At 71.4% G+C, this 18,678-nt stretch carries 15 protein-coding genes; 7 read left to right on the top strand and 8 right to left on the bottom strand.

Annotation, left to right across the window (positions count from 1 at the left end):
* Positions 1-37: 37 nt before the first annotated feature.
* Together ITJ68_RS09500 and zapE are read right to left on the bottom strand one after the other, a co-directional pair.
* Positions 38-1,312 (bottom strand): ammonium transporter, encoded by a 1,275-nt coding sequence (locus ITJ68_RS09500; protein WP_194661038.1) that lies wholly within the window; start codon positions 1,310-1,312, stop codon positions 38-40.
* A 309-nt stretch (positions 1,313-1,621) separates the two neighbouring features.
* Positions 1,622-2,632 (bottom strand): cell division protein ZapE, encoded by a 1,011-nt coding sequence (gene zapE, locus ITJ68_RS09505; protein WP_267238467.1) that lies wholly within the window; start codon positions 2,630-2,632, stop codon positions 1,622-1,624.
* 130 nt (positions 2,633-2,762) lie between these two features.
* Here zapE and ITJ68_RS09510 point away from each other — a divergent pair, with 130 nt between their 5' ends.
* Together ITJ68_RS09510 and ITJ68_RS09515 are read left to right on the top strand one after the other, a co-directional pair.
* A complete protein-coding gene (locus ITJ68_RS09510) occupies positions 2,763-3,677 on the top strand; it encodes a sulfurtransferase (RefSeq protein ID WP_194661039.1) in 915 nt (304 codons plus the stop codon).
* On the top strand, positions 3,674-4,123 hold the full coding sequence (locus tag ITJ68_RS09515) for a SufE family protein (protein WP_194661040.1): 450 nt from the start codon (positions 3,674-3,676) through the stop codon (positions 4,121-4,123). Before ITJ68_RS09510 ends, ITJ68_RS09515 begins: the two co-directional genes overlap by 4 nt.
* A 78-nt stretch (positions 4,124-4,201) precedes the next feature.
* On the opposite strand, the gene ITJ68_RS09520 is transcribed toward ITJ68_RS09515, so the two are convergent.
* On the bottom strand, positions 4,202-5,425 hold the full coding sequence (locus tag ITJ68_RS09520; protein WP_194661041.1) for an alpha/beta hydrolase family protein: 1,224 nt from the start codon (positions 5,423-5,425) through the stop codon (positions 4,202-4,204).
* 23 nt (positions 5,426-5,448) lie between these two features.
* Here ITJ68_RS09520 and ITJ68_RS09525 point away from each other — a divergent pair, with 23 nt between their 5' ends.
* The 5 genes from ITJ68_RS09525 to ITJ68_RS09545 all read left to right on the top strand — a co-directional run bounded on the left by ITJ68_RS09525 (position 5,449) and on the right by ITJ68_RS09545 (position 11,457).
* The gene (locus ITJ68_RS09525; protein WP_194661042.1) at positions 5,449-6,045 is read left to right on the top strand and encodes a DUF3000 domain-containing protein; all 597 of its coding nucleotides are present in this window, start codon (positions 5,449-5,451) and stop codon (positions 6,043-6,045) included.
* Positions 6,046-6,313: 268 nt separating this feature from the next.
* Positions 6,314-7,495, top strand: a complete 1,182-nt coding sequence (locus ITJ68_RS09530; RefSeq protein WP_194661405.1) for an HRDC domain-containing protein — start codon at positions 6,314-6,316, stop codon at positions 7,493-7,495.
* 132 nt (positions 7,496-7,627) lie between these two features.
* Entirely contained in the window at positions 7,628-8,839 is a 1,212-nt protein-coding gene (locus ITJ68_RS09535; protein WP_194661043.1) for a thiolase family protein, read from the top strand.
* Between the two features lie 2 nt (positions 8,840-8,841).
* Positions 8,842-10,980: a 3-hydroxyacyl-CoA dehydrogenase NAD-binding domain-containing protein gene (locus ITJ68_RS09540; protein WP_194661044.1), complete on the top strand. Its 2,139-nt coding sequence runs from the start codon at positions 8,842-8,844 to the stop codon at positions 10,978-10,980.
* A gap of 111 nt (positions 10,981-11,091) precedes the next feature.
* Positions 11,092-11,457 (top strand): hypothetical protein, encoded by a 366-nt coding sequence (locus ITJ68_RS09545; protein WP_194661045.1) that lies wholly within the window; start codon positions 11,092-11,094, stop codon positions 11,455-11,457.
* 76 nt (positions 11,458-11,533) lie between these two features.
* Here ITJ68_RS09545 and dxs read toward each other — a convergent pair whose 3' ends face one another.
* The 5 genes from dxs to dut form a co-directional block, all read right to left on the bottom strand.
* Positions 11,534-13,468 (bottom strand): 1-deoxy-D-xylulose-5-phosphate synthase, encoded by a 1,935-nt coding sequence (gene dxs / locus ITJ68_RS09550; protein ID WP_194661046.1) that lies wholly within the window; start codon positions 13,466-13,468, stop codon positions 11,534-11,536.
* 132 nt (positions 13,469-13,600) lie between these two features.
* Positions 13,601-16,438, bottom strand: coding sequence for an aconitate hydratase (locus ITJ68_RS09555; RefSeq protein WP_194661047.1), 2,838 nt, complete (start codon positions 16,436-16,438; stop codon positions 13,601-13,603).
* A gap of 120 nt (positions 16,439-16,558) precedes the next feature.
* Positions 16,559-17,389 carry a DUF3159 domain-containing protein gene (locus tag ITJ68_RS09560; protein WP_323743269.1) on the bottom strand — a complete coding sequence of 277 codons (831 nt, stop codon included), beginning with the start codon at positions 17,387-17,389 and terminating at the stop codon, positions 16,559-16,561.
* A gap of 15 nt (positions 17,390-17,404) precedes the next feature.
* Positions 17,405-18,127 (bottom strand): DUF3710 domain-containing protein, encoded by a 723-nt coding sequence (locus ITJ68_RS09565; protein WP_194661048.1) that lies wholly within the window; start codon positions 18,125-18,127, stop codon positions 17,405-17,407.
* Positions 18,124-18,654 (bottom strand): dUTP diphosphatase, encoded by a 531-nt coding sequence (gene dut, locus ITJ68_RS09570; RefSeq protein WP_194661049.1) that lies wholly within the window; start codon positions 18,652-18,654, stop codon positions 18,124-18,126. The genes ITJ68_RS09565 and dut overlap by 4 nt, the downstream gene beginning before the upstream one ends.
* Positions 18,655-18,678 lie beyond the last annotated feature (24 nt).

Below are 18,678 nucleotides of genomic sequence, written 5' to 3' on the forward strand. Positions count from 1 at the left end.
ACGCCAGAGCGCAGGGGCCGTCGAACGGGATCCAGACCTACCGGACGTTGACCGGCGTGCGGTCCTCCTCGTCGTAGAGGACGTAGCCCTCTTCGCCGTGGACCGCGGTGTCGATGCCGGCGACCTCGTCCTCGGTCTTCACACGGAAGCCGATCGTCTTCTCGATGACGAAGCCGATGATGAAGGCCAGGACGAACGAGTACGCCCCGACGGCGCCGGCAGCGGCGGCCTGCTTGCCGAGCTGCTCGAACGAGCCGGAGTAGATCAGCCCGGTGTCGTTGGCGAAGAAGCCGAGGAACAGCGTGCCGAAGATGCCGCCGACCAGGTGCACGCCGACCACGTCGAGCGAGTCATCGAAGCCGAGGCGGTACTTCCAGTCGATCGCGAAGCAGCAGACGATGCCGGCGAGGAAGCCGAGGACGATGCCCCAGCCCGGGGTGAGCGCAGCACAGGCCGGGGTGATCGCGACGAGCCCGGTGACGGCACCCGAGGCGGCACCGACGGACGTGGCCTTGCCGTCCTTGAGCTTCTCGATGAGCAGCCAGCCGAGGATCGCGGCGGCGGGGGCGGCGAGCGTGTTCACCCAGGCGATGGAGGCGATGCCGTCAGCAGCGCCCTCGGAGCCGGCGTTGAAGCCGAACCAGCCGAACCACAGGATCGCGGCACCGAGGAGGACGAAGGGCGGGTTGTGCGGCTTGTGCGCACCCTTGGCGAACCCGACACGCTTGCCGAGGACGATCGCCAGGGCGAGACCCGCGGCACCGGCGTTGATGTGCACCGCGGTGCCACCGGCGAAGTCGATGACGCCCCACGTGGCAGCCCACCCGGAGGTCAGGTTGAACACCCACGAGGCGACCGGGAAGTAGACGACCGTGACCCAGACGCCGGCGAAGATCATCCACGCGCCGAACTTGGCACGGTCGGCGATCGCACCGGAGATGAGCGCGACCGTGATGATCGCGAACGTGGCCTGGAAGCCGACGAAGGCCATGGAGGGGTAGGCGGCGTCGATCTTCGAGGCCGTGGCCTCCTCGAACGCCTGGCCGAGGCCGAGCTGGTTCCAGTCGATGCTGAAGAACCCGACCACACCGGAGATCGCCGTGTGGTCCCCGGTGTTGGCGAACGCGATCGCGTAGCCGTAGAGCACCCAGAGGACGCTCACGAGCGCGATCGCTCCGAAGGACATCATCATCATGCTGATGACGGACTTGGCCTTCACCAGTCCGCCGTAGAAGAACGCCAGGCCTGGTGTCATGAACAACACCAGCGCCGCCATCACCAACACGAACGTCGTGTTGCCCTGATCAAGCATGTCTCACCTCTCGGTTGCAGTGCGGTTTCCACGTCGGCGGTGCTTGCTGTGCAACGGGGACCGACCGTGTCCGCCTCGGGTAGGACAGAGTCTGGCGAGGTGGTGTTTCGCAGGGGAACGCAGCGTGTTTCGCGGGTGTAACGCGATGCGCCGCCGTGTAAACGTCGTGTTACCGGCAGGCAGGAAAGCGCACGGGACCGGCAGGGAACGCACCGGGCAGCACGGGCACCGGACGGGCCAGCACGGGCACCGGACCGGCCTGGAGGCTCCCCCGGACCCCGCCCCGTGGCCGCACGGCGCGCAGGTGGCTCAGTCCAGGGCGCGGGTCAGCGCGACGACGCGGCTCGCGGCACGCAGGTACTTCTTGCGGTACCCGCCGTCGAGCATCGACTCGGGGTACACCGCATCGAGCGGCGTCCCCGACGCGACGATCCGCACCTGGGCGTCGTACAGCCGGTCGACGAGCGCCACCCAGCGCAGCGCGTCGGTCTGGTCGCGGAACTCGGCCACGTCGGTCAGCCCGACGGCGTCGAGCCCGTCCACGAGCGCGACGTACTTCGAGGGGTGCACCGATGCCAGGTGGGCCACGACGGACCGGAAGTCGTCCTGTGTGACCTGGGCGGAGCCTCCCGGCAGCTCGGCGGCGACGTCGGACACGACGCGAGCCGACTCGTCCACGGCCCGTCGACGGAAGTCGAGACCGTCGATGCGCATGGTGTCGAACCGGTCGGACATCGCCTGGATCTCGCGGAGGAAGTCCTGCGCGGCGAAGCGGCCCTCGCCGAGGGCTCCTGGGGGCGTGTTCGACGTGGCGGCGAAGCGGGTGCCGGAGTCGCTGAGCTCCCGGATCAGCCGGGTCATCACCATGGTGTCGCCCGGGTCGTCGAGCTCGAACTCGTCGATGCACACGAGCGACGTGCCGCGGAGCAGGTCCACCGTGCCCTGGAAGCCGAGCGCACCGACGAGCGCGGTGTACTCGATGAACGTGCCGAAGGTCTTGCGGCCGGGCTCCGCGTGGTACGCCGCGGCGAGCAGGTGGGTCTTGCCGACACCGAACCCGCCGTCGAGGTAGACCCCGGACGTCGTCGGCGTCTCCGGCGACGACGAGCGCCGGCGCCCGAACAGCCCGCGCTTCGCCGGCTCCGGGCGGGTCGCGACGAACGCGGCGACGGCGTCGCGGACGTCGGCCTGCGACGGGTAGTCCGCGTCCGGACGGTAGGAGTCGAACGACGCGTCCGTGAACTGGGGCGGGGGCACCAGCGCCGCGGCCATCTGCTGCGGCGACACCTGCGGGTCACGGTCGACGAGGTGCTGGGGCAATGGGTGCCTTCCGGGAAGGGTGTCGTGCGCGGTCACGTTGCACCGGGGTGACAGTACGTCCGCGTACCGTTGCTCCCGACGCCGAGCACCGATCCTAGTCCGGCGCCACCACGCTCAAGGAGGCCCCCCGATGACCGCACCGGTCGACCCGTCCGACACGTTCCGCGACTACGCCCACCCCGAGCGGCTGGTCTCGACCGCGTGGCTGCAGGACCAGCTCGACGCCGGAGCCGTCGGCACCGCGGACCTCGTGGTGGTGGAGTCCGACGAGGACGTCCTGCTCTACGAGACCGGCCACGTGCCCGGTGCCGTGAAGATCGACTGGCACACGGACCTCAACGACCCGGTGCAGCGCGACTACATCGACGGCGAGGCCTTCGCCCGGCTCGTCGGCGGCAAGGGGATCGGCCGCGACACCACCGTCGTCATCTACGGCGACAAGAACAACTGGTGGGCCGCCTACGCCCTCTGGGTCTTCACGCTCTTCGGCCACCAGGACGTCCGCCTGCTCGACGGCGGCCGCGCGAAGTGGATCGCCGAGGACCGTCCCGTCACGACCGACCGCTCCACCGTGACCCCGGCCGAGTACCCGGTCGTCGAGCGCGACGACGCCCCGGTTCGCGCCTTCAAGGAGGACGTCCTCGCCCACCTCGGCGAGCCCCTCATCGACGTCCGCAGCGCTCCGGAGTACAGCGGGCAGCGCACCACCGCGCCGGACTACCCGGAAGAAGGGGCGCTGCGCGGCGGCCACATCCCCACCGCCGTGAACATCCCCTGGGCCACCGCGGCGGCGCCGGACGGCACGTTCAGGTCCCGCGCCGAGCTCGACGCCGTGTACCGCGAGGGTGCCGGCATCGGTGACGCCGACCAGGTCATCGCCTACTGCCGCATCGGGGAACGCTCGAGCCACACGTGGTTCGTCCTGCAGCACCTGCTCGGCTACGAGAACGTCCGCAACTACGACGGCTCCTGGACTGAGTGGGGCAGCGCCGTCCGCGTCCCGATCGTGCAGGGCACCGAGCCGGGAGCGCTGCCGACCCGATGAGCGACACCACCGAGCTCCCCGCCGTCCTCGCCGAGACCCGCGACGACTTCCTCGCGCTGACCCAGGCCGACCGGCTGCAGCTGCTCCTCGAGTTCTCGAACGAGCTGCCCGCGCTGCCGGAGCGCCTGCAGGGCCACGAGGACGAACTCGAACGCGTCGAGGAGTGCCAGTCCCCCGTGTTCATCCTCGTCACGGTCGGCGAGGACGGCGACGCCCCCGACGTCGTCCGCATGCACGCCACCGCTCCGCGCGAGTCCCCGACCACGCGCGGCTTCGCGTCCATCCTGGCGCAGGGCCTGTCCGGCCTGACCGTCGAGCAGGTGCTCGCCGTGCCGGCGGACTACCCGCTCACCATCGGGCTGTCCGAAGCGGTCAGCCCCCTGCGCATCCGCGGCATGGTCGGCATGCTCGGGCGCGTCCAGCGGCAGGTGCGCGCGCTGGCCTGAGCGCGCTGGCGACCCGGTGACGGACGGGAGGCCCGTGGCGGCGTCGCCACGGGCCTCCCGTCCGTCGTCCGGTCGTGTCTACCGCGCGCTGGCCGCGCCGTCCCGCTGGACCACCTCGGTCAGCCACGCGAGGATGCGGGCGTCGAACCAGTCGGCGTCGTGGTTCCAGAGTTTGGTGTGCCGGGCCTCGTGCGCGACCTCGAGCCGGACCAGGTCCGGACGGGCCGCGGCCAGCGCGTACGACGCGGAGGACGGCACGAAGCCGTCGTCGTCGCTGTGCAGCAGCAGGATCGGCACCGTCAGCTCGTCGGCGCGGGCGACCATGTCGAGCTCGCGGAGGTCGACGGGCTGCGCGAGCCCGGCCAGGCGGTGCAGCACCGGCGTGCGGAGCACCCGCTGAGCCACCTTCCTGACCACCCGCGGCAGGCGCATCGCCCGGCTCTGGGACTTCAGCACCGCGTGCCAGTCGACCACGGCCGACTCGAGCACGACGCCGTCGACCAGGTGCGCCAGCGGCGACCGCACGAGGGTCTGCAGGACGACCGCGCCGCCCATCGACCAGCCCATCAGCACCACGCTCGTCGCGCCGTGGGCGGCGACCCAGCGGAGGGCGGAGTCGACGTCCTCCCACTCGGTGGAGCCGAGGCCGTAGCGGCCGTCCACGCTCTTCGGGGCGACGCCGTCGTTCCGCCACGAGGCGAGGAGCACCGAGTAGCCGGCGGCGCGGAAGACCGGCACGGCGCGGATGGTCTCGGCGCGGGTGACGCCACGGCCGTGCACCAGGACAGCCCAGGGCGCGGCGGGGTCGTCGGCGCGGACGACCCACGCGGGCGCGGGACCGTTCGGCGTCGGGACGTCGACGTCCTCGACCGGGACGTCGAGCTCGCCCGGGGTGAGGTAGAACCAGCCGCCCCACCGGCCGCGGCGGGCATCGGTGGGGTCGCCGGCGTCGATCGCGATGATGCGGCGCGTGACCGTGCCGGGTGTGGTGGCGAGGACGTCGCCGACGCGCATGTGGCCGGTGCCGCCGCCGAACCACAGGCTGTAGCGGCCCTGCAGCTCGGTGTCGGGCGTGCGCTCGAGGGTGACGGTGCCGTGGATGCGGTCGACCTCGATGATCGGGACCCGTTCGGTGCGCTTGCGGTCCGGCGTGACGACCATCCGGGCGATCGCGGCGACGAAGCCCCCGACGACGGCGGTGCCCACGGCAGCGGCGGCGAGACCGGTCCCGAGGGCGATGAGTCCGGCGGAGCGCGCTGCACCCTGCGCCGGCTCCACGGCGGGTCGCGCGGAACGGGACATGGTCCGGAGCCTAGTCTGCATTCGTGTCCGACACCCATGAGCCCACGGCCGAACCGGAGGCCTTCGCCGGCCTCCGCGCGTTCGTGTCGACGGGTGGGATCCGCAGCGAGACCACGGTGACCGAGATCCCGTCGCCGTCCCGTCTCGCGCCGTTCTCGATCGCCCTGGCCGCGGACGTGTCCGGCGTGGAGCACGGGGTCGACTCCGACCTCGGCACCGGCCGGTTCATCGCGCTGTACGACCCGTCCGAGCCCGCCGGGTGGGCCGGCGCGTTCCGCATCGTGACGTTCGCGCAGGCGCCCCTCGAGCCGGAGATCGGCGTCGACGAGTTCGTCGCCGACGTGACGTGGAGCTGGCTGGTGGACGCCCTCGCGGCCCACGGGGCCGAGTACGACCACGCGTCGGGCACCGCAACCAAGATCATCTCCCGCGGCTACGGCGACCTCGCGGCCCAGGGCGACGGCGCACAGCTGGAGCTCCGGGCGTCGTGGACGCCGCGCGGCACCGACCTCGTCGCGCACGTCGAGGCCTGGGAGGAGATCGTCGCCATGCTCGCAGGACTCCCGCCGTCGTCGGACGGCGTGACGCTCCTCGGCCCCAGGAGGCTCGCCCGTGACTGACCCCGCTGCTCCCCGCCGCGTCCCGATCGACCCGTTCGCCGTGCCGGAGTCGGTGCAGGCGGCGGCCGACGCTGCGGCGGCGCCCGCTGTCGCGCCTGCTGCGGCGCCTGCTGTCGCGCCTGCTGCGGCGCCTGCTCCTTCCTCGGACGACGCACAGACGCCGGTCGACGCGCGGCCTGCCGACGCCCCGGCACCGGCCGCAACGGCCTCCGCTGACGTCCCCGCCGCCGCCCCGTCCTTCGAGGCGACCCACGACGCCGTCAAGGTCATCGAGTCGCGCGAGGACTACCTCGCCGCCGTCGAGCGCATCGCCGCCGGACACGGCCCCGTCGCGGTCGACGCCGAGCGTGCCAGCGGCTACCGCTACTCCCAGCGCGCCTACCTCATCCAGGTGTTCCGCCGCGGAGCCGGTGCGTTCCTGTTCGACCCCATCACCATCAAGGACTTCCGCGAGCTGCAGGACGCGATCGTCGACGAGGAGTGGCTGTTCCACGCCGCGTCGCAGGACCTCCCCTGCCTGCGCGAGGTCGGCCTCGTCCCGACGCGTATCTTCGACACCGAGCTCGGCGCCCGCATCGCCGGGTTCCCCCGCGTCGGCCTCGGTGCCGTCGTCGAGCAGCTCCTCGGGATCACGCTCGCGAAGGCGCACTCGGCCGCCGACTGGTCGACCCGTCCGCTGCCGCAGTCGTGGCTGGTGTACGCGTCGCTCGACGTCGAGCTGCTCCCCGACCTCCGGGACGCCCTCGCCGCCCAGCTCGACGAGGCCGGCAAGACGCAGATCGCGCAGCAGGAGTTCAACGCGGTGCTGAACCGCGCCCCGAAGCCGCCGAAGGCCGAGCCCTGGCGTCGCCTGTCCGGCATGCACGCGCTCCGCGGGCAGCGCGCCCTCGCCATCGCCCGGTCCCTGTGGGAGGCCCGTGACGCCTTCGCCCAGGAGACCGACATCGCCCCGGGCCGGACGATCCCGGACGCGGCCATCGTCGCCGCTGCCGCAGCCGCACCGGAGACCCGCAAGGACCTGTCGGCGGTCAAGGCCTTCACCGGTCGTGCCAGCCGGTCCGAGCTCGACCGCTGGTGGGCCGCCGTCGAGGCCGGCCGCACGACCGAGGACCTGCCGAAGCTCCGCGGCCGTGGCGAACCGACCCTGCCGCCGCCCCGCGCGTGGGCCGACCGCAACCCCGAGGCCGACCGCCGCTACAAGGCGGCACGTGCCGCCGTCGCCGCGCGCGCCGAGGAGCTCGACATCCCGCTGGAGAACCTCCTCACCCCGGACACCCTCCGGACGGTGGCGTGGGAACCGCCGGCGGACGTCTCGACCGCGGGTGTCGGAGCGGCCCTCGTGGCCCTCGACGCGCGCCCCTGGCAGGTCGAGGAGACCGCCGCCCGCATCGCCGAGGCGTTTGTGGCAGCCGGACAGGACGACGGCGGGGCGACTCCCGCCTCGTCGTAGGAACCGACCAACCGACATGCGGCCCCTCAGCCGCGGGGCATAGCGTCGGGTCGTCGCCGGGGTCTGCCCCGGCCAGGGTCAGGGCGCGACCGAGCGCCCTGACTCGATCGATGTGGATCTGTGGAGGCCAGCTTGGCAAAGGCATCAGACGTCGTGTTCGTCGACGGCGTGCGGACACCGTTCGGACGCGCCGGGGAGAAGGGGGTGTTCTGGCGGACCCGCGCCGACGACCTCGCCGTGCACGCGATGCGCGGCCTGCTCGACCGGAACAGCTCCCTCGACGGAGCCGCCGTCGACGACGTCGCCGTCGCCGCGACGACCCAGCAGGGCGACCAGGGCCTGACCCTCGGCCGCACGGTGGGCATGCTCGCCGGCCTGCCGAAGTCCGTCCCCGGCTACGCCATCGACCGCATGTGCGCCGGTGCCATGACGAGCGTCACGACGCTCGCGGGAGCCATCGCGTTCGGTGCCGCGGACATCGCCATCGCCGGCGGGGTCGAGCACATGGGACGCCACCCGATGGGCTTCAACGCCGACCCGAACCCGCGCTTCGTCGCGGAGCGCATGGTCTCGAGCGACGCCCTCGTCATGGGCGCCACCGCCGAGCGGCTGCACGACCGCTTCCCCGCCATCACGAAGGACCGCACCGACGCCTTCGCCGTGCAGTCCCAGCAGCGCTACGCCGCCGCCTGGGGCGCCGGCAAGCTGCAGCCGGACGTCATCCCGGTCGAGGTCAACACCGGTCAGGGCTGGGACATCGTGTCGGCCGACGAGCCGCCGCGTCCCGGCACCACCCTGGAGGCCCTGGCCGCGTTGAAGACGCCGTTCCGGCCCCACGGACGGGTCACCGCCGGCAACGCCGCGGGGCTGAACGACGGCGCGACGATGAGCCTGCTCGCGTCGTCCGCCGGCGCAGCGGAGCACGGCCTGCCGACGAAGATGCGCATGGTCTCGTTCGCCTTCGCCGGCGTCGAGCCCGAGGTGATGGGCGTCGGCCCGGTCCCCGCCACCGACAAGGCCCTGTCGAAGGCCGGCCTGTCGATCGACGACATCGGCCTGTTCGAGATCAACGAGGCCTTCGCCGTGCAGGTGCTCGCGTTCCTCGACAACTACGGCATCGCGCAGGACTCGCCGAACGTGAACGCCTGGGGCGGCGCGATCGCCGTCGGGCACCCGCTCGCCTCCAGCGGCGTCCGCCTGATGAACCAGCTCGCGGCGCAGTTCGCCGAGCGTCCCGACGTCAAGTACGGCATCACCACGATGTGCATCGGGCTCGGCCAGGGCGGCACCGTCATCTGGGAGAACCCCTCGTTCAGCAAGTCCGCGGCACGGAAGGCGGCCTGACCATGACCATCGCCGAGAACGACCAGCTGGCCACCCTGAGTGAGGACGAGGTCGTCACGCACTCCTACGTCAAGCACGTCGCGCTGCCCTCCGGCGGCACACTCGCACTCATCACCCTCGACAACGGCAAGGACTACAAGCGTCCCTCGACGCTCGGCCCGCGCACGCTCCGCGAGCTCTCCGACGTGCTCGACACCCTGCGCGCTGCGGCGGCGGCGGGCGAGGTCCAGGCCGTCGCGGTCACGGGCAAGGAGTACTGCTTCGCCGCCGGGGCCGACCTCTCCCAGGCGTCGTCGGTGCCCTCGCGTGAGGTCGCCCACGACCTGGCCGCCCTCGGCCACGCCACACTCCGCAAGTTCTCCGACCTGGGCGTGCCCTCGTTCGCGTTCGTGAACGGGATCGCGCTCGGCGGTGGCCTCGAGGTCGCACTGCACTGCACGTACCGGGTGTTCTCGTCCGCCGCACAGGGCATCGGCCTGCCCGAGGTCTTCCTCGGCATCATCCCCGGCTGGGGCGGTGCGACGCTGCTCCCCCGCCTGATCGGCCCGGAGAAGGCGCTCCGCGTCATCGTCGAGAACCCGCTCAAGAACAACCGCCTGATGGACGGTGCAGCCGCGGTCGACCTCGGCATCGGCGACGCACTCATCCCCTCCGTGACGTTCCTGCCGTCCGCCGTCGCCTGGGCGGACGGCGTCGTGGCCGGTCGCACCAAGGTCGTCCGGAAGAACGAGCCGGGCATGCTCGAGAAGGCCGCGTGGGGCACGGTCGTCAAGGTCGCGCGCTCGCAGGTCACGTCGAAGATCGGCTCGGTGCCGAAGTCCCCGTTCCGCGCGCTCGACCTCGTCGCCGCTGCGAAGTCCGGATCCCTCGACGAGCGGTTCGCCGGCGAGGACGACGCCCTCGCCGACCTGCTCTCCGGCGACCAGTTCGCCGCGTCGATGTACGCGTTCGACCTCGTGCAGAAGCGTGCGAAGCGACCGGTCGGTGCTCCCGAGGGCGTCGAGGCGAAGAAGATCACGAAGGTCGGCGTCCTCGGTGCCGGGCTCATGGCGTCGCAGTTCGCGCTGCTCTTCGCCCGCCGGCTCGGTGTCCCCGTCGTCATCACCGACGTCTCCCAGGAGCGCGTCGACGCCGGTGTCGCACGGATCCGCCAGGCCGTCGAGGAGATGCTCGGCAAGGGCCGCGTCTCGCAGGACGACGCGAACCGCATCACCGCGCTCGTCAGCGGTTCGGTGTCCTACGACGCCTTCGCCGACGCCGACTGGGTGATCGAGGCCGTCTTCGAGGAGCTCAGCGTCAAGCAGGACGTGTTCCGGAAGATCGAACAGGTCATCGCTCCCGATGCCATCCTCGCGACGAACACCTCGTCGCTGTCCGTCGACGAGATGGCCTCCGTGCTCCAGCACCCCGAGCGTCTGGTCGGCTTCCACTTCTTCAACCCGGTCGCGGTCATGCCGCTGCTCGAGGTCGTGCGGGCGTCCCAGACGTCCGACGAGGCCGTCGCCACCGCGCTCGCGGTCGCGAAGACCCTGAAGAAGACGGCCATCGTCACGGCGGACCAGCCGGGCTTCGTCGTCAACCGGGTCCTCGCGCGGGTGCTCGGTGAGGCGATGCGCGGCGTCGAGGAGGGCACCTCGTTCGAGACCGTGGCAGCGGGTGCCGCTCCCCTCGGCCTGCCGATGTCGCCGTTCGAGCTGCTCGAGCTCGTCGGCCTGCCGGTCGGCGCGCACGTGCTCGACTCGCACCACGCCGCCTGGCCGGAGCGCTTCTACCCGGGCGACGGCCTCAAGCGCATCGCCGAGCACGGCACGATCCTGACGCGCGACAAGAAGGGCTCGGTGACCGGGTACGACCCCGCTGCCGTGAAGCTCGTCGCGCCGTCGAAGAAGGACGCCGCACCGGTGGACGCCGCGACCATGCAGCAGCGCTTCGAGGACGCCCTGGCCGACGAGGTGCACCGCATGCTCGAGGACGGGGTCGTCCAGCACGTCGAGGAGATCGACCTCGGACTGATCCTCGGCGCGGGCTACCCGTTCCAGGCCGGTGGCATCAGCCCCTACCTCGACCGGAGTGGTGCGTCCGAGCGCGTCTTCGGCGGCGCGTTCCACGAGCCGCCGGTCGTGGGACCCGCCTCCCGCTGACCCTCCTGCAAGACACCGGTGTTCGGGCACCGCGCCGCGTCCTTCCGCGGCGCGAAGCCTTGACACCGGTGTCTTGCGCTGCCCCGACTCCGGCGGCGTACCGTCCTGAGCATGCAGGACTGGTGGGCGCCGACGACCAGCGGAGGACCGTCGGTCGTGGTCCCCGTCCCCCTCGACGACGTGCCCGACGCACTTGACCGTGCCGTCCGGGCCGTCCCCGGCGCTGCCGCGATCGAGATCCGTGCCGACGGCGCGGTCATCGGACGACGGACGTCGTTCGCGCTCCGGGCGGAGAACATCGTCCTGACGTTCGAACGCGTCGACGCGGGGGCGTCCCGCGTTCGCATCATCCGCGAGGGCCGCGACGGCCTCGACCTCGGCCGGACGCTGGTGGTCAGCCCGTTGGCTCGCGCGCTGCTCGCCGCGCTGCGCTCTCCCGATGCCGATGCGGCGCCCGAGCGGCCTCCTGCCAGGTGAGACACCGGTGTTCGGGCACCGCGCCGCGTACTTCCGCGGCGCGAAGCCTGGACACCGGTGTCCAGCTGGCCCCCCGCTAGCGGTCTGAGGCTGCGGACTCCCGCGACCGCGCCGGCTTCGCCTGGGGCACCTTCGTGCCGACGACCTGGTCGATGACGTCGCGGGCGATCGCCTGCGCCGTCAGCCCGGCGTCCTGCAGGACCTGGGAGCGCGTGGCGTGGTCGATGAACTCGTCCGGCAGGCCGAGCTCGTTCACGCCGGTGTCGACTCCCGCCGCGCGGAGGTCCTGGCGCAGCCGCGTGCCCACACCGCCCACGCGGACGCCGTCCTCGATCGTGATCACGAGGCGGTGTGCGCGGGACAGCTCGATGAGCGAGGTCGGGATCGGCACGACCCACCGCGGGTCGACGACGGTGACGCCGATGCCCTGGGCCTCGAGCAGCCCGGCGGCTTCGAGCGCGACGGGCACCATCGAGCCGACGGCGACGAACAGGACGTCCTCCGACGTGTCCGACGCGTGCAGCACGTCCACCCCGTCCGAGGTCCGGGACAGCGCGGGGATGTCCGGCCCGACCTGGCCCTTCGACCAGCGCAGCACGGTGGGTGCGTCGTCGATGGCGACGGCCTCGCGGAACTCCTCGCGCAGGGTGGCGGCGTCACGCGGGGCGGCGATGCGGATCCCGGGGACGACCTGCAGCAGCGCGAGGTCCCACATGCCGTGGTGCGACGGGCCGTCGGGACCGGTCACCCCGGCGCGGTCGAGCACGAACGTCACGCCGGCGCGGTGCAGGGCGACGTCCATCAGGACCTGGTCGAACGCCCGGTTGAGGAACGTGGCGTAGAGGGCGACGACGGGGTGCAGTCCCCCGTACGCCAGGCCGGCGGCGGAGGTGACGGCGTGCTGTTCCGCGATGCCGACGTCGTACACGCGCTCGGGGTGCTGCTCCTGGAACAGGTGCAGCCCGGTCGGCCGGAGCATGGCGGCCGTGATCGCGACGACCCGCGGGTCCGCAGCGCCGACCGCGGCGAGCTCGGCCGCGAAGACGGACGTCCACGACGGCCCCGACGCGGTGTCGAGCGACTCGCCCGTCTCCGGGTCGATGTGCCCGACGGCGTGGAACTGGTCGGCCTGGTCGCGCAGGGCGGGCTCGAAGCCGTGGCCCTTCTCGGTGATGGCGTGCACGATCACGGGCGCGCCGTACTCCTTGGCCTGCCGGAGCGCGGCCTCCATCGCCTGCTGGTCGTGCCCGTTGACCGGCCCGATGTACTTGATGTCGAGGTTCGAGTAGAGCGACTCGTTGTTCGTGACGCGCGACAGGAACCCGTGCAGTCCCCCGCGCAGCCCTCGGTACACCGCACGCCCCGGCGCGCCGAAGCGGGCAGCAGCGGCCTGGCTCTTCTCGTAGAGCTCCCGGTACTCGCGGCGGGTGCGGACGGAGTTGAGGAAGCGCGCCATGCCACCGATCGTCGGGGCGTAGGACCGCCCGTTGTCGTTCACGACGATCACGAGCCGGCGGTCGTTGTCGTCGGAGATGTTGTTGAGGGCCTCCCACGTCATGCCGCCCGTCAGCGCGCCGTCCCCGACGACGGCCACCACGGTGCGGTCGGACTGGCCGGTCTGTCGGAAGGCGCGGGAGATCCCGTCCGCCCAGGACAACGACGACGACGCGTGGGAGGACTCAACGATGTCGTGCTCGGACTCGCTCCGCTGCGGGTAGCCGGCGATCCCGCCGCGCTCGCGCAGGTGCGAGAAGTCCTGCCGACCCGTCACGATCTTGTGCACGTAGGACTGGTGCCCGGTGTCGAACACGAACGGGTCGTGCGGCGAGTCGAACACCCGGTGCATCGCGAGCGTCAGTTCGACGACCCCGAGGTTCGGTCCGAGGTGGCCGCCGGTCTTGGCGACCTCGGCCACGAGGAACTTGCGGATCTCGGCCGACAGGTCGGTCATCTGGGCGTCGGAGAGACGCTTCAGGTCGCGCGGCGACGTGATGCTGGCGAGCAGACTCACGGGCGCTCCTTTCGTGGGGCTGTCGGCCCACTCTATTCGCGATGACCGACATCGGACTGGAGGCCCGTGGCGGGTTCGCCACGGGCCTCCAGTCCGTCATCTGGTCGCGTCAGCGACCCGTGTGCGGTTCGCTCAGACGAGCGACCGGAGCACGTACTGCAGGATGCCGCCGTTGCGGTAGTAGTCGGCCTCACCGGGGGTGTCGATGCGGACCACGGCGTCGAACTCCACGGTCTGCTTGCCCTCGGGCGAGTGCGCGCTCGGCGCGGCGGTCACGTGCACCGTCTTCGGCGTGCGGCCCTCGTTCAGCTCGGTCAGCCCGGAGATCGAGACGACCTCGGTGCCGTCGAGCCCGAGGGACTCGATCGTCTCGCCCGCCGGGAACTGCAGCGGGACGACGCCCATGCCGATGAGGTTCGAGCGGTGGATGCGCTCGAAGCTCTCGGTGATGACGGCCTTCACGCCGAGCAGGCTCGTGCCCTTGGCTGCCCAGTCGCGCGACGAGCCGGAGCCGTACTCCTTGCCGCCGAACACGACGAGCGGGATGCCCTGCTCCTGGTAGTGCTGCGAGGCGTCGTAGATGAACGACTGGTCGCCGTCGGCGGTGGTGAAGTCGCGGGTGTAGCCGCCCTCCACGCCGTCGAGGAGCTGGTTGCGCAGGCGGATGTTCGCGAAGGTGCCGCGGATCATCACCTCGTGGTTGCCACGACGCGAGCCGTAGGAGTTGAAGTCCTTGCGGTTGACCGCGTGCTCGGCGAGGTACCGGCCCGCCGGGCTGTCGGCCTTGATCGAACCGGCCGGCGAGATGTGGTCGGTCGTGACCGAGTCGCCGAGCTTCGCCAGCACACGGGCACCGGAGATGTCCGAGACCGCGTCCGGGGTCATCGTCATGCCGTCGAAGTACGGGGGCTTCCGCACGTAGGTCGAGTCGGCGTCCCACTCGAAGGTGTCGCCCGTCGGGGTCGGCAGGTTCTTCCAGCGGTCGTCGCCCTCGAACACGGAGCCGTACTCGTGGGTGAACATCGCGGTGTCGATGGACGTGTCGATGACCTGCTGGACCTCGGCCGCGTCGGGCCAGATGTCCGCCAGGTAGACGTCGTTGCCGTCCTGGTCCTGGCCGAGGGCGTCGGTGTCGAAGTCGAAGTGCATCGACCCGGCGAGGGCGTACGCGATGACCAGCGGCGGGCTCGCCAGGTAGTTCATCTTCACGTCGGGGTTGATGCGGCCCTCGAAGTTGCGGTTGCCCGAGAGCACCGCGGTGACGGCGAGGTCGTTGTCCTGCACGGCCTGCGAGATCTCCTCGGGCAGCGGGCCCGAGTTGCCGATGCAGGTGGTGCAGCCGTAGCCGACCGTGTAGAAGCCGAGCTGCTCGAGGTAGGTCGTGAGACCGGCCTTCTCGTAGTAGTCCGTGACGACCTTGGAACCGGGCGCGAGGGTGGTCTTCACCCACGGCTTGGCGGTGAGGCCCTTGTTGGCGGCGTTCCGGGCGAGGATGCCGGCGGCCATCATGACCGACGGGTTCGACGTGTTGGTGCACGACGTGATCGCGGCGATCGCGACGGCGCCGTGGTCGATCGTGAACGGCGCACCGTCCGCGATGGCGACCGACGTCGGCTTCGAGACCGTGCCGGGGGCGCTGGAGGCGTGCGCCGGGACCTCGGACGGCGGGGCGTCCTGCAGGTCGTCGACGGCGTGCTCGTCACCGGGGGCGGCGGCGACCGGGTCGGACGCCGGGAAGGTGTCCGCGACGGCCTTGTCCTCTTCCGTGTGGTCGATGCTCGCGTAGTTGGCGAGGTCGACCTCGAACTGGTCCTTCGCCTTGGACAGCTCGATGCGGTCCTGCGGGCGCTTCGGGCCGGAGATGGACGGGACGACCGTGGAGAGGTCGAGCTCCATGTACTCCGAGTACGCGGGCTCGACCGAGGCGTCGTGCCACAGGCCCTGCTCCTTGGAGTAGGCCTCGACGAGGGCGATCTGGGCCTCGTCGCGCCCGGTCAGGCGGAGGTAGTCGAGCGTGACGTCGTCGACCGGGAAGATCGCGGCCGTCGAGCCGAATTCGGGGCTCATGTTGCCGATGGTCGCGCGGTTCGCGAGCGGCACGGCGCTGACGCCCTCGCCGTAGAACTCGACGAACTTGCCGACGACGCCGTGCTTGCGGAGCTGCTGCGTGATGGTGAGCACCACGTCGGTCGCGGTCACGCCGGCCGGGATCTCACCGGAGAGCTTGAAGCCGACGACCTTCGGGATGAGCATCGACACGGGCTGGCCGAGCATGGCGGCCTCGGCCTCGATCCCGCCGACACCCCAGCCGAGCACGCCGAGGCCGTTGACCATCGTCGTGTGCGAGTCGGTGCCGACGAGGGTGTCCGGGTAGGCGTAGGTCTCGCCGTCGAAGTCCCGCGTGTAGGTGACCTTCGCCAGGTACTCGATGTTGACCTGGTGCACGATGCCGGTTCCCGGGGGGACGACCTTGAAGTCCTCGAACGCCGTCTGGCCCCAGCGGAGGAACTGGTAGCGCTCACCGTTGCGCTCGTACTCGAGGTCGGTGTTGCGCTGCAGGGCGTCCGTGCTGCCGAACAGGTCGGCGATGACGGAGTGGTCGATGACCATCTCGGCCGGCGACAGCGGGTTGATCTTGTTCGGGTCCCCGCCGATGTCGGCCATCGCCTCGCGCATGGTGGCGAGGTCGACGATGCACGGGACACCGGTGAAGTCCTGCATGACCACGCGGGCCGGGGAGAACTGGATCTCGGTGTCCGGGTCCGCTTCGGGACGCCAGGAGCCGAGCGACCGGATCTGGTCCGCCGTGACGTTCTTGCCGTCCTCGGTGCGGAGGAGGTTCTCGAGCAGCACCTTCAGGCTGTACGGGAGCTTCTCGTGTCCGGGGACGGAGTCGATCCGGTGGATCGCGTAGTCGACACCCCCAACCGAGAGCGTGTCCTTCGAGCCGAAGCTGTTGACTGCAGCCACTGTGCCGCCTCCTGAGTTGATCGATCGTGCCCTCGTCCTCGTGGGCCGTCCCACCAGCACGGTAGACCCCTGCCGCCGGGTGCGATGCCCCCGCGGAGATGTCTTGATGTCGAGAGAACTCTACACCGCAGCCTGGTCCGGCTCGCGCTTGAACACCGTGCGGGTGAGCAGCCACGTGACCCAGAGGAGCGCCGCGTAGAGCGGGACGCCCGTGATGAGCTTGATGCCGGCGAGCAGTTCGACCTGGGCCGTCAGGTAGAGCGGGATCTCGATGACCAGCCGGAGCGCGAACAGCCCCACCCAGAGCCAGGTCGCGACCGTGAGCACGCGGCGCTTGCCCGGGTCGGCACGCCAGTCCGTGCCCGTGCCGTCCTCGTCCTGCGGCAGCAGCAGGCCGACGATGAGCCCGATGAGCGGCCGGCGGATCACGAGCGTCACCAGGAGCCCGACGAGGCACACCAGGTTGATGACGATCCCGGGGATGAAGTTGCTCTCCGCCTTGCCGGTGATGAGCGCGAGGCCGGCCGAGATCGCGACGCCCAGGATGCCCGCGAACGACATCGCCAGGGACTGCCGCTGTACCAGCCGGAGCACGACGAAGACGAGCCCGACGAGCACGGGGATCACGACGCTCGGGACGAGCTCCTTCGTGATCGCGTAGACGATCAGGAACGCGAAGCCCGGCAGCACCGACTCGGCGAGGCCGCGGACGCCACCGACGGCGGTCACCAGGGCGCGGCCGGAGGGAGCCTCTCCCGGTGCCACCTGGCCGATGCCGGCGTTCCGGACGGCGTCGCGCAGCTGCGCGTTCAGCGACAGCGGCTCGGCACGCTCGTCCGCGAAGCGGTCGTCCGCGTGGTGGTCGTCAGCGAGGCGACCGTCCGGGGACGGAGCAGGCGCGTCGGCGGACGCGACCCCCTCGGGGTCAGCAGGGTCGAGACGGTCCGACACCGGGCCTCCTGGTCGTCAGATCGCCGACTGCGTCGACTTCGGCATGTGCAGCGGGATCAGGTCGCGCGGCGGCATCGGCGTGGTGCCCCGCACCACGACGACGCTGCGGAAGAGCTCTTCGATCTCCTCGGCGTCCTCGGGCGAGTCGGCGGCCTTGCCGGCGATCACGCCGCGCAGGAACCACCGGGGTCCGTCGACGCCGATGAAGCGGGCCGGGCGGGCACCGGCGACGCCGCCGTCCCCGTCGACCAGGACCGGGACGCTGGCGCGGAGCTCGGGACCGAACGGGCCGTCGACCTCGGTCACGGTGCCGCCCTGACGCTCGATCTGGTCGGCGATCTGCGCGCGGATCTCGTGCCACAGTCCGGTGGACCGCGGTGCGGCGAACGGCTGGACCTGGAGCGTGGAGTCGTCGTAGTCGAGCCCGACCGCGACGACGCGCTGGGAGCCCTCCTCGACCTCGAGCCGGAGGTGCAGGCCCTCCCGCGGCAGGATCTTCACGCCGCCCAGGTCGACGTAGGGCCGGACCGGGTTGGCCTCGGTCTCGTCGAGCGGGCCCGACTCCTCGCGGTCAGCGGGAGCGGACTTGCCGGTCGGCGCGACGGCGTCGACCTCGTCGAGTCCGGCGTCGGCCTCCACAGCGATGTCGACCTCCGGGGAGGTCTCCGCGACCTCGGCGTCGTCGGCGACGGCAGCGGCCACCTCGACCTCGTCACGCTTGCGTCGGCCGATCCTCATCGCTGCGTTCCTTCCGTCTGGTTCAGGACTGTCTCAGCGCCGGGTGCGGCGCTCGTGCTGGGGTGCGTCTGCGCGCCGGGAACGGCGCTCGTGCCACCGTAGCCCGAGGAACCGAAGCCACCATGGCCGCGGACGCTGTCGGGGAGCTCCTCCACGCGGGTGAACACCACCGGGGGCACCGGCATGACGATCATCTGCGCGATGCGGTCGCCCACGTGGACCGCGTACGGCTCGGCCTGGTCGGTGTTGAGCAGCGCGACCTTGATCTCCCCGCGGTAGCCGGAGTCGACCGTGCCGGGGGCGTTCACGATCGTGATGCCGTGCTTGGCCGCCAGACCGCTGCGTGGGACCACGAAGGCCGCGTGGCCGTCGGGGAGGGCGATCGAGACGCCCGTGCCGACGAGACGACGCTCACCGGGAGCGAGCACGAAGGCCTCGGTCGAGACGAGGTCGGCGCCGGCGTCACCGGGGTGGGCGTGGACGGGAGCGTTCTCCCCGGTCCAGAGCACGTCGACAGGTTCGGTCACGTGACGAGGGTAGTGCAGCCCGTG

Origin of the sequence: Curtobacterium sp. VKM Ac-1395 (assembly GCF_015350975.1) — a bacterium.
Classification (GTDB): Bacteria; Actinomycetota; Actinomycetes; order Actinomycetales; family Microbacteriaceae; genus Curtobacterium.

Coding starts and splice junctions, on each gene's coding strand:
- ITJ68_RS09500 (WP_194661038.1), bottom strand. CDS start 1,312: ATGCTTGATCAGGGCAACACGACGTTCGTGTTGGTGATGGCGGCGCTG.
- ITJ68_RS09510 (WP_194661039.1), top strand. CDS start 2,763: ATGACCGCACCGGTCGACCCGTCCGACACGTTCCGCGACTACGCCCAC.
- ITJ68_RS09515 (WP_194661040.1), top strand. CDS start 3,674: ATGAGCGACACCACCGAGCTCCCCGCCGTCCTCGCCGAGACCCGCGAC.
- ITJ68_RS09520 (WP_194661041.1), bottom strand. CDS start 5,425: ATGTCCCGTTCCGCGCGACCCGCCGTGGAGCCGGCGCAGGGTGCAGCG.
- ITJ68_RS09540 (WP_194661044.1), top strand. CDS start 8,842: ATGACCATCGCCGAGAACGACCAGCTGGCCACCCTGAGTGAGGACGAG.
- ITJ68_RS09545 (WP_194661045.1), top strand. CDS start 11,092: ATGCAGGACTGGTGGGCGCCGACGACCAGCGGAGGACCGTCGGTCGTG.
- ITJ68_RS09565 (WP_194661048.1), bottom strand. CDS start 18,127: ATGAGGATCGGCCGACGCAAGCGTGACGAGGTCGAGGTGGCCGCTGCC.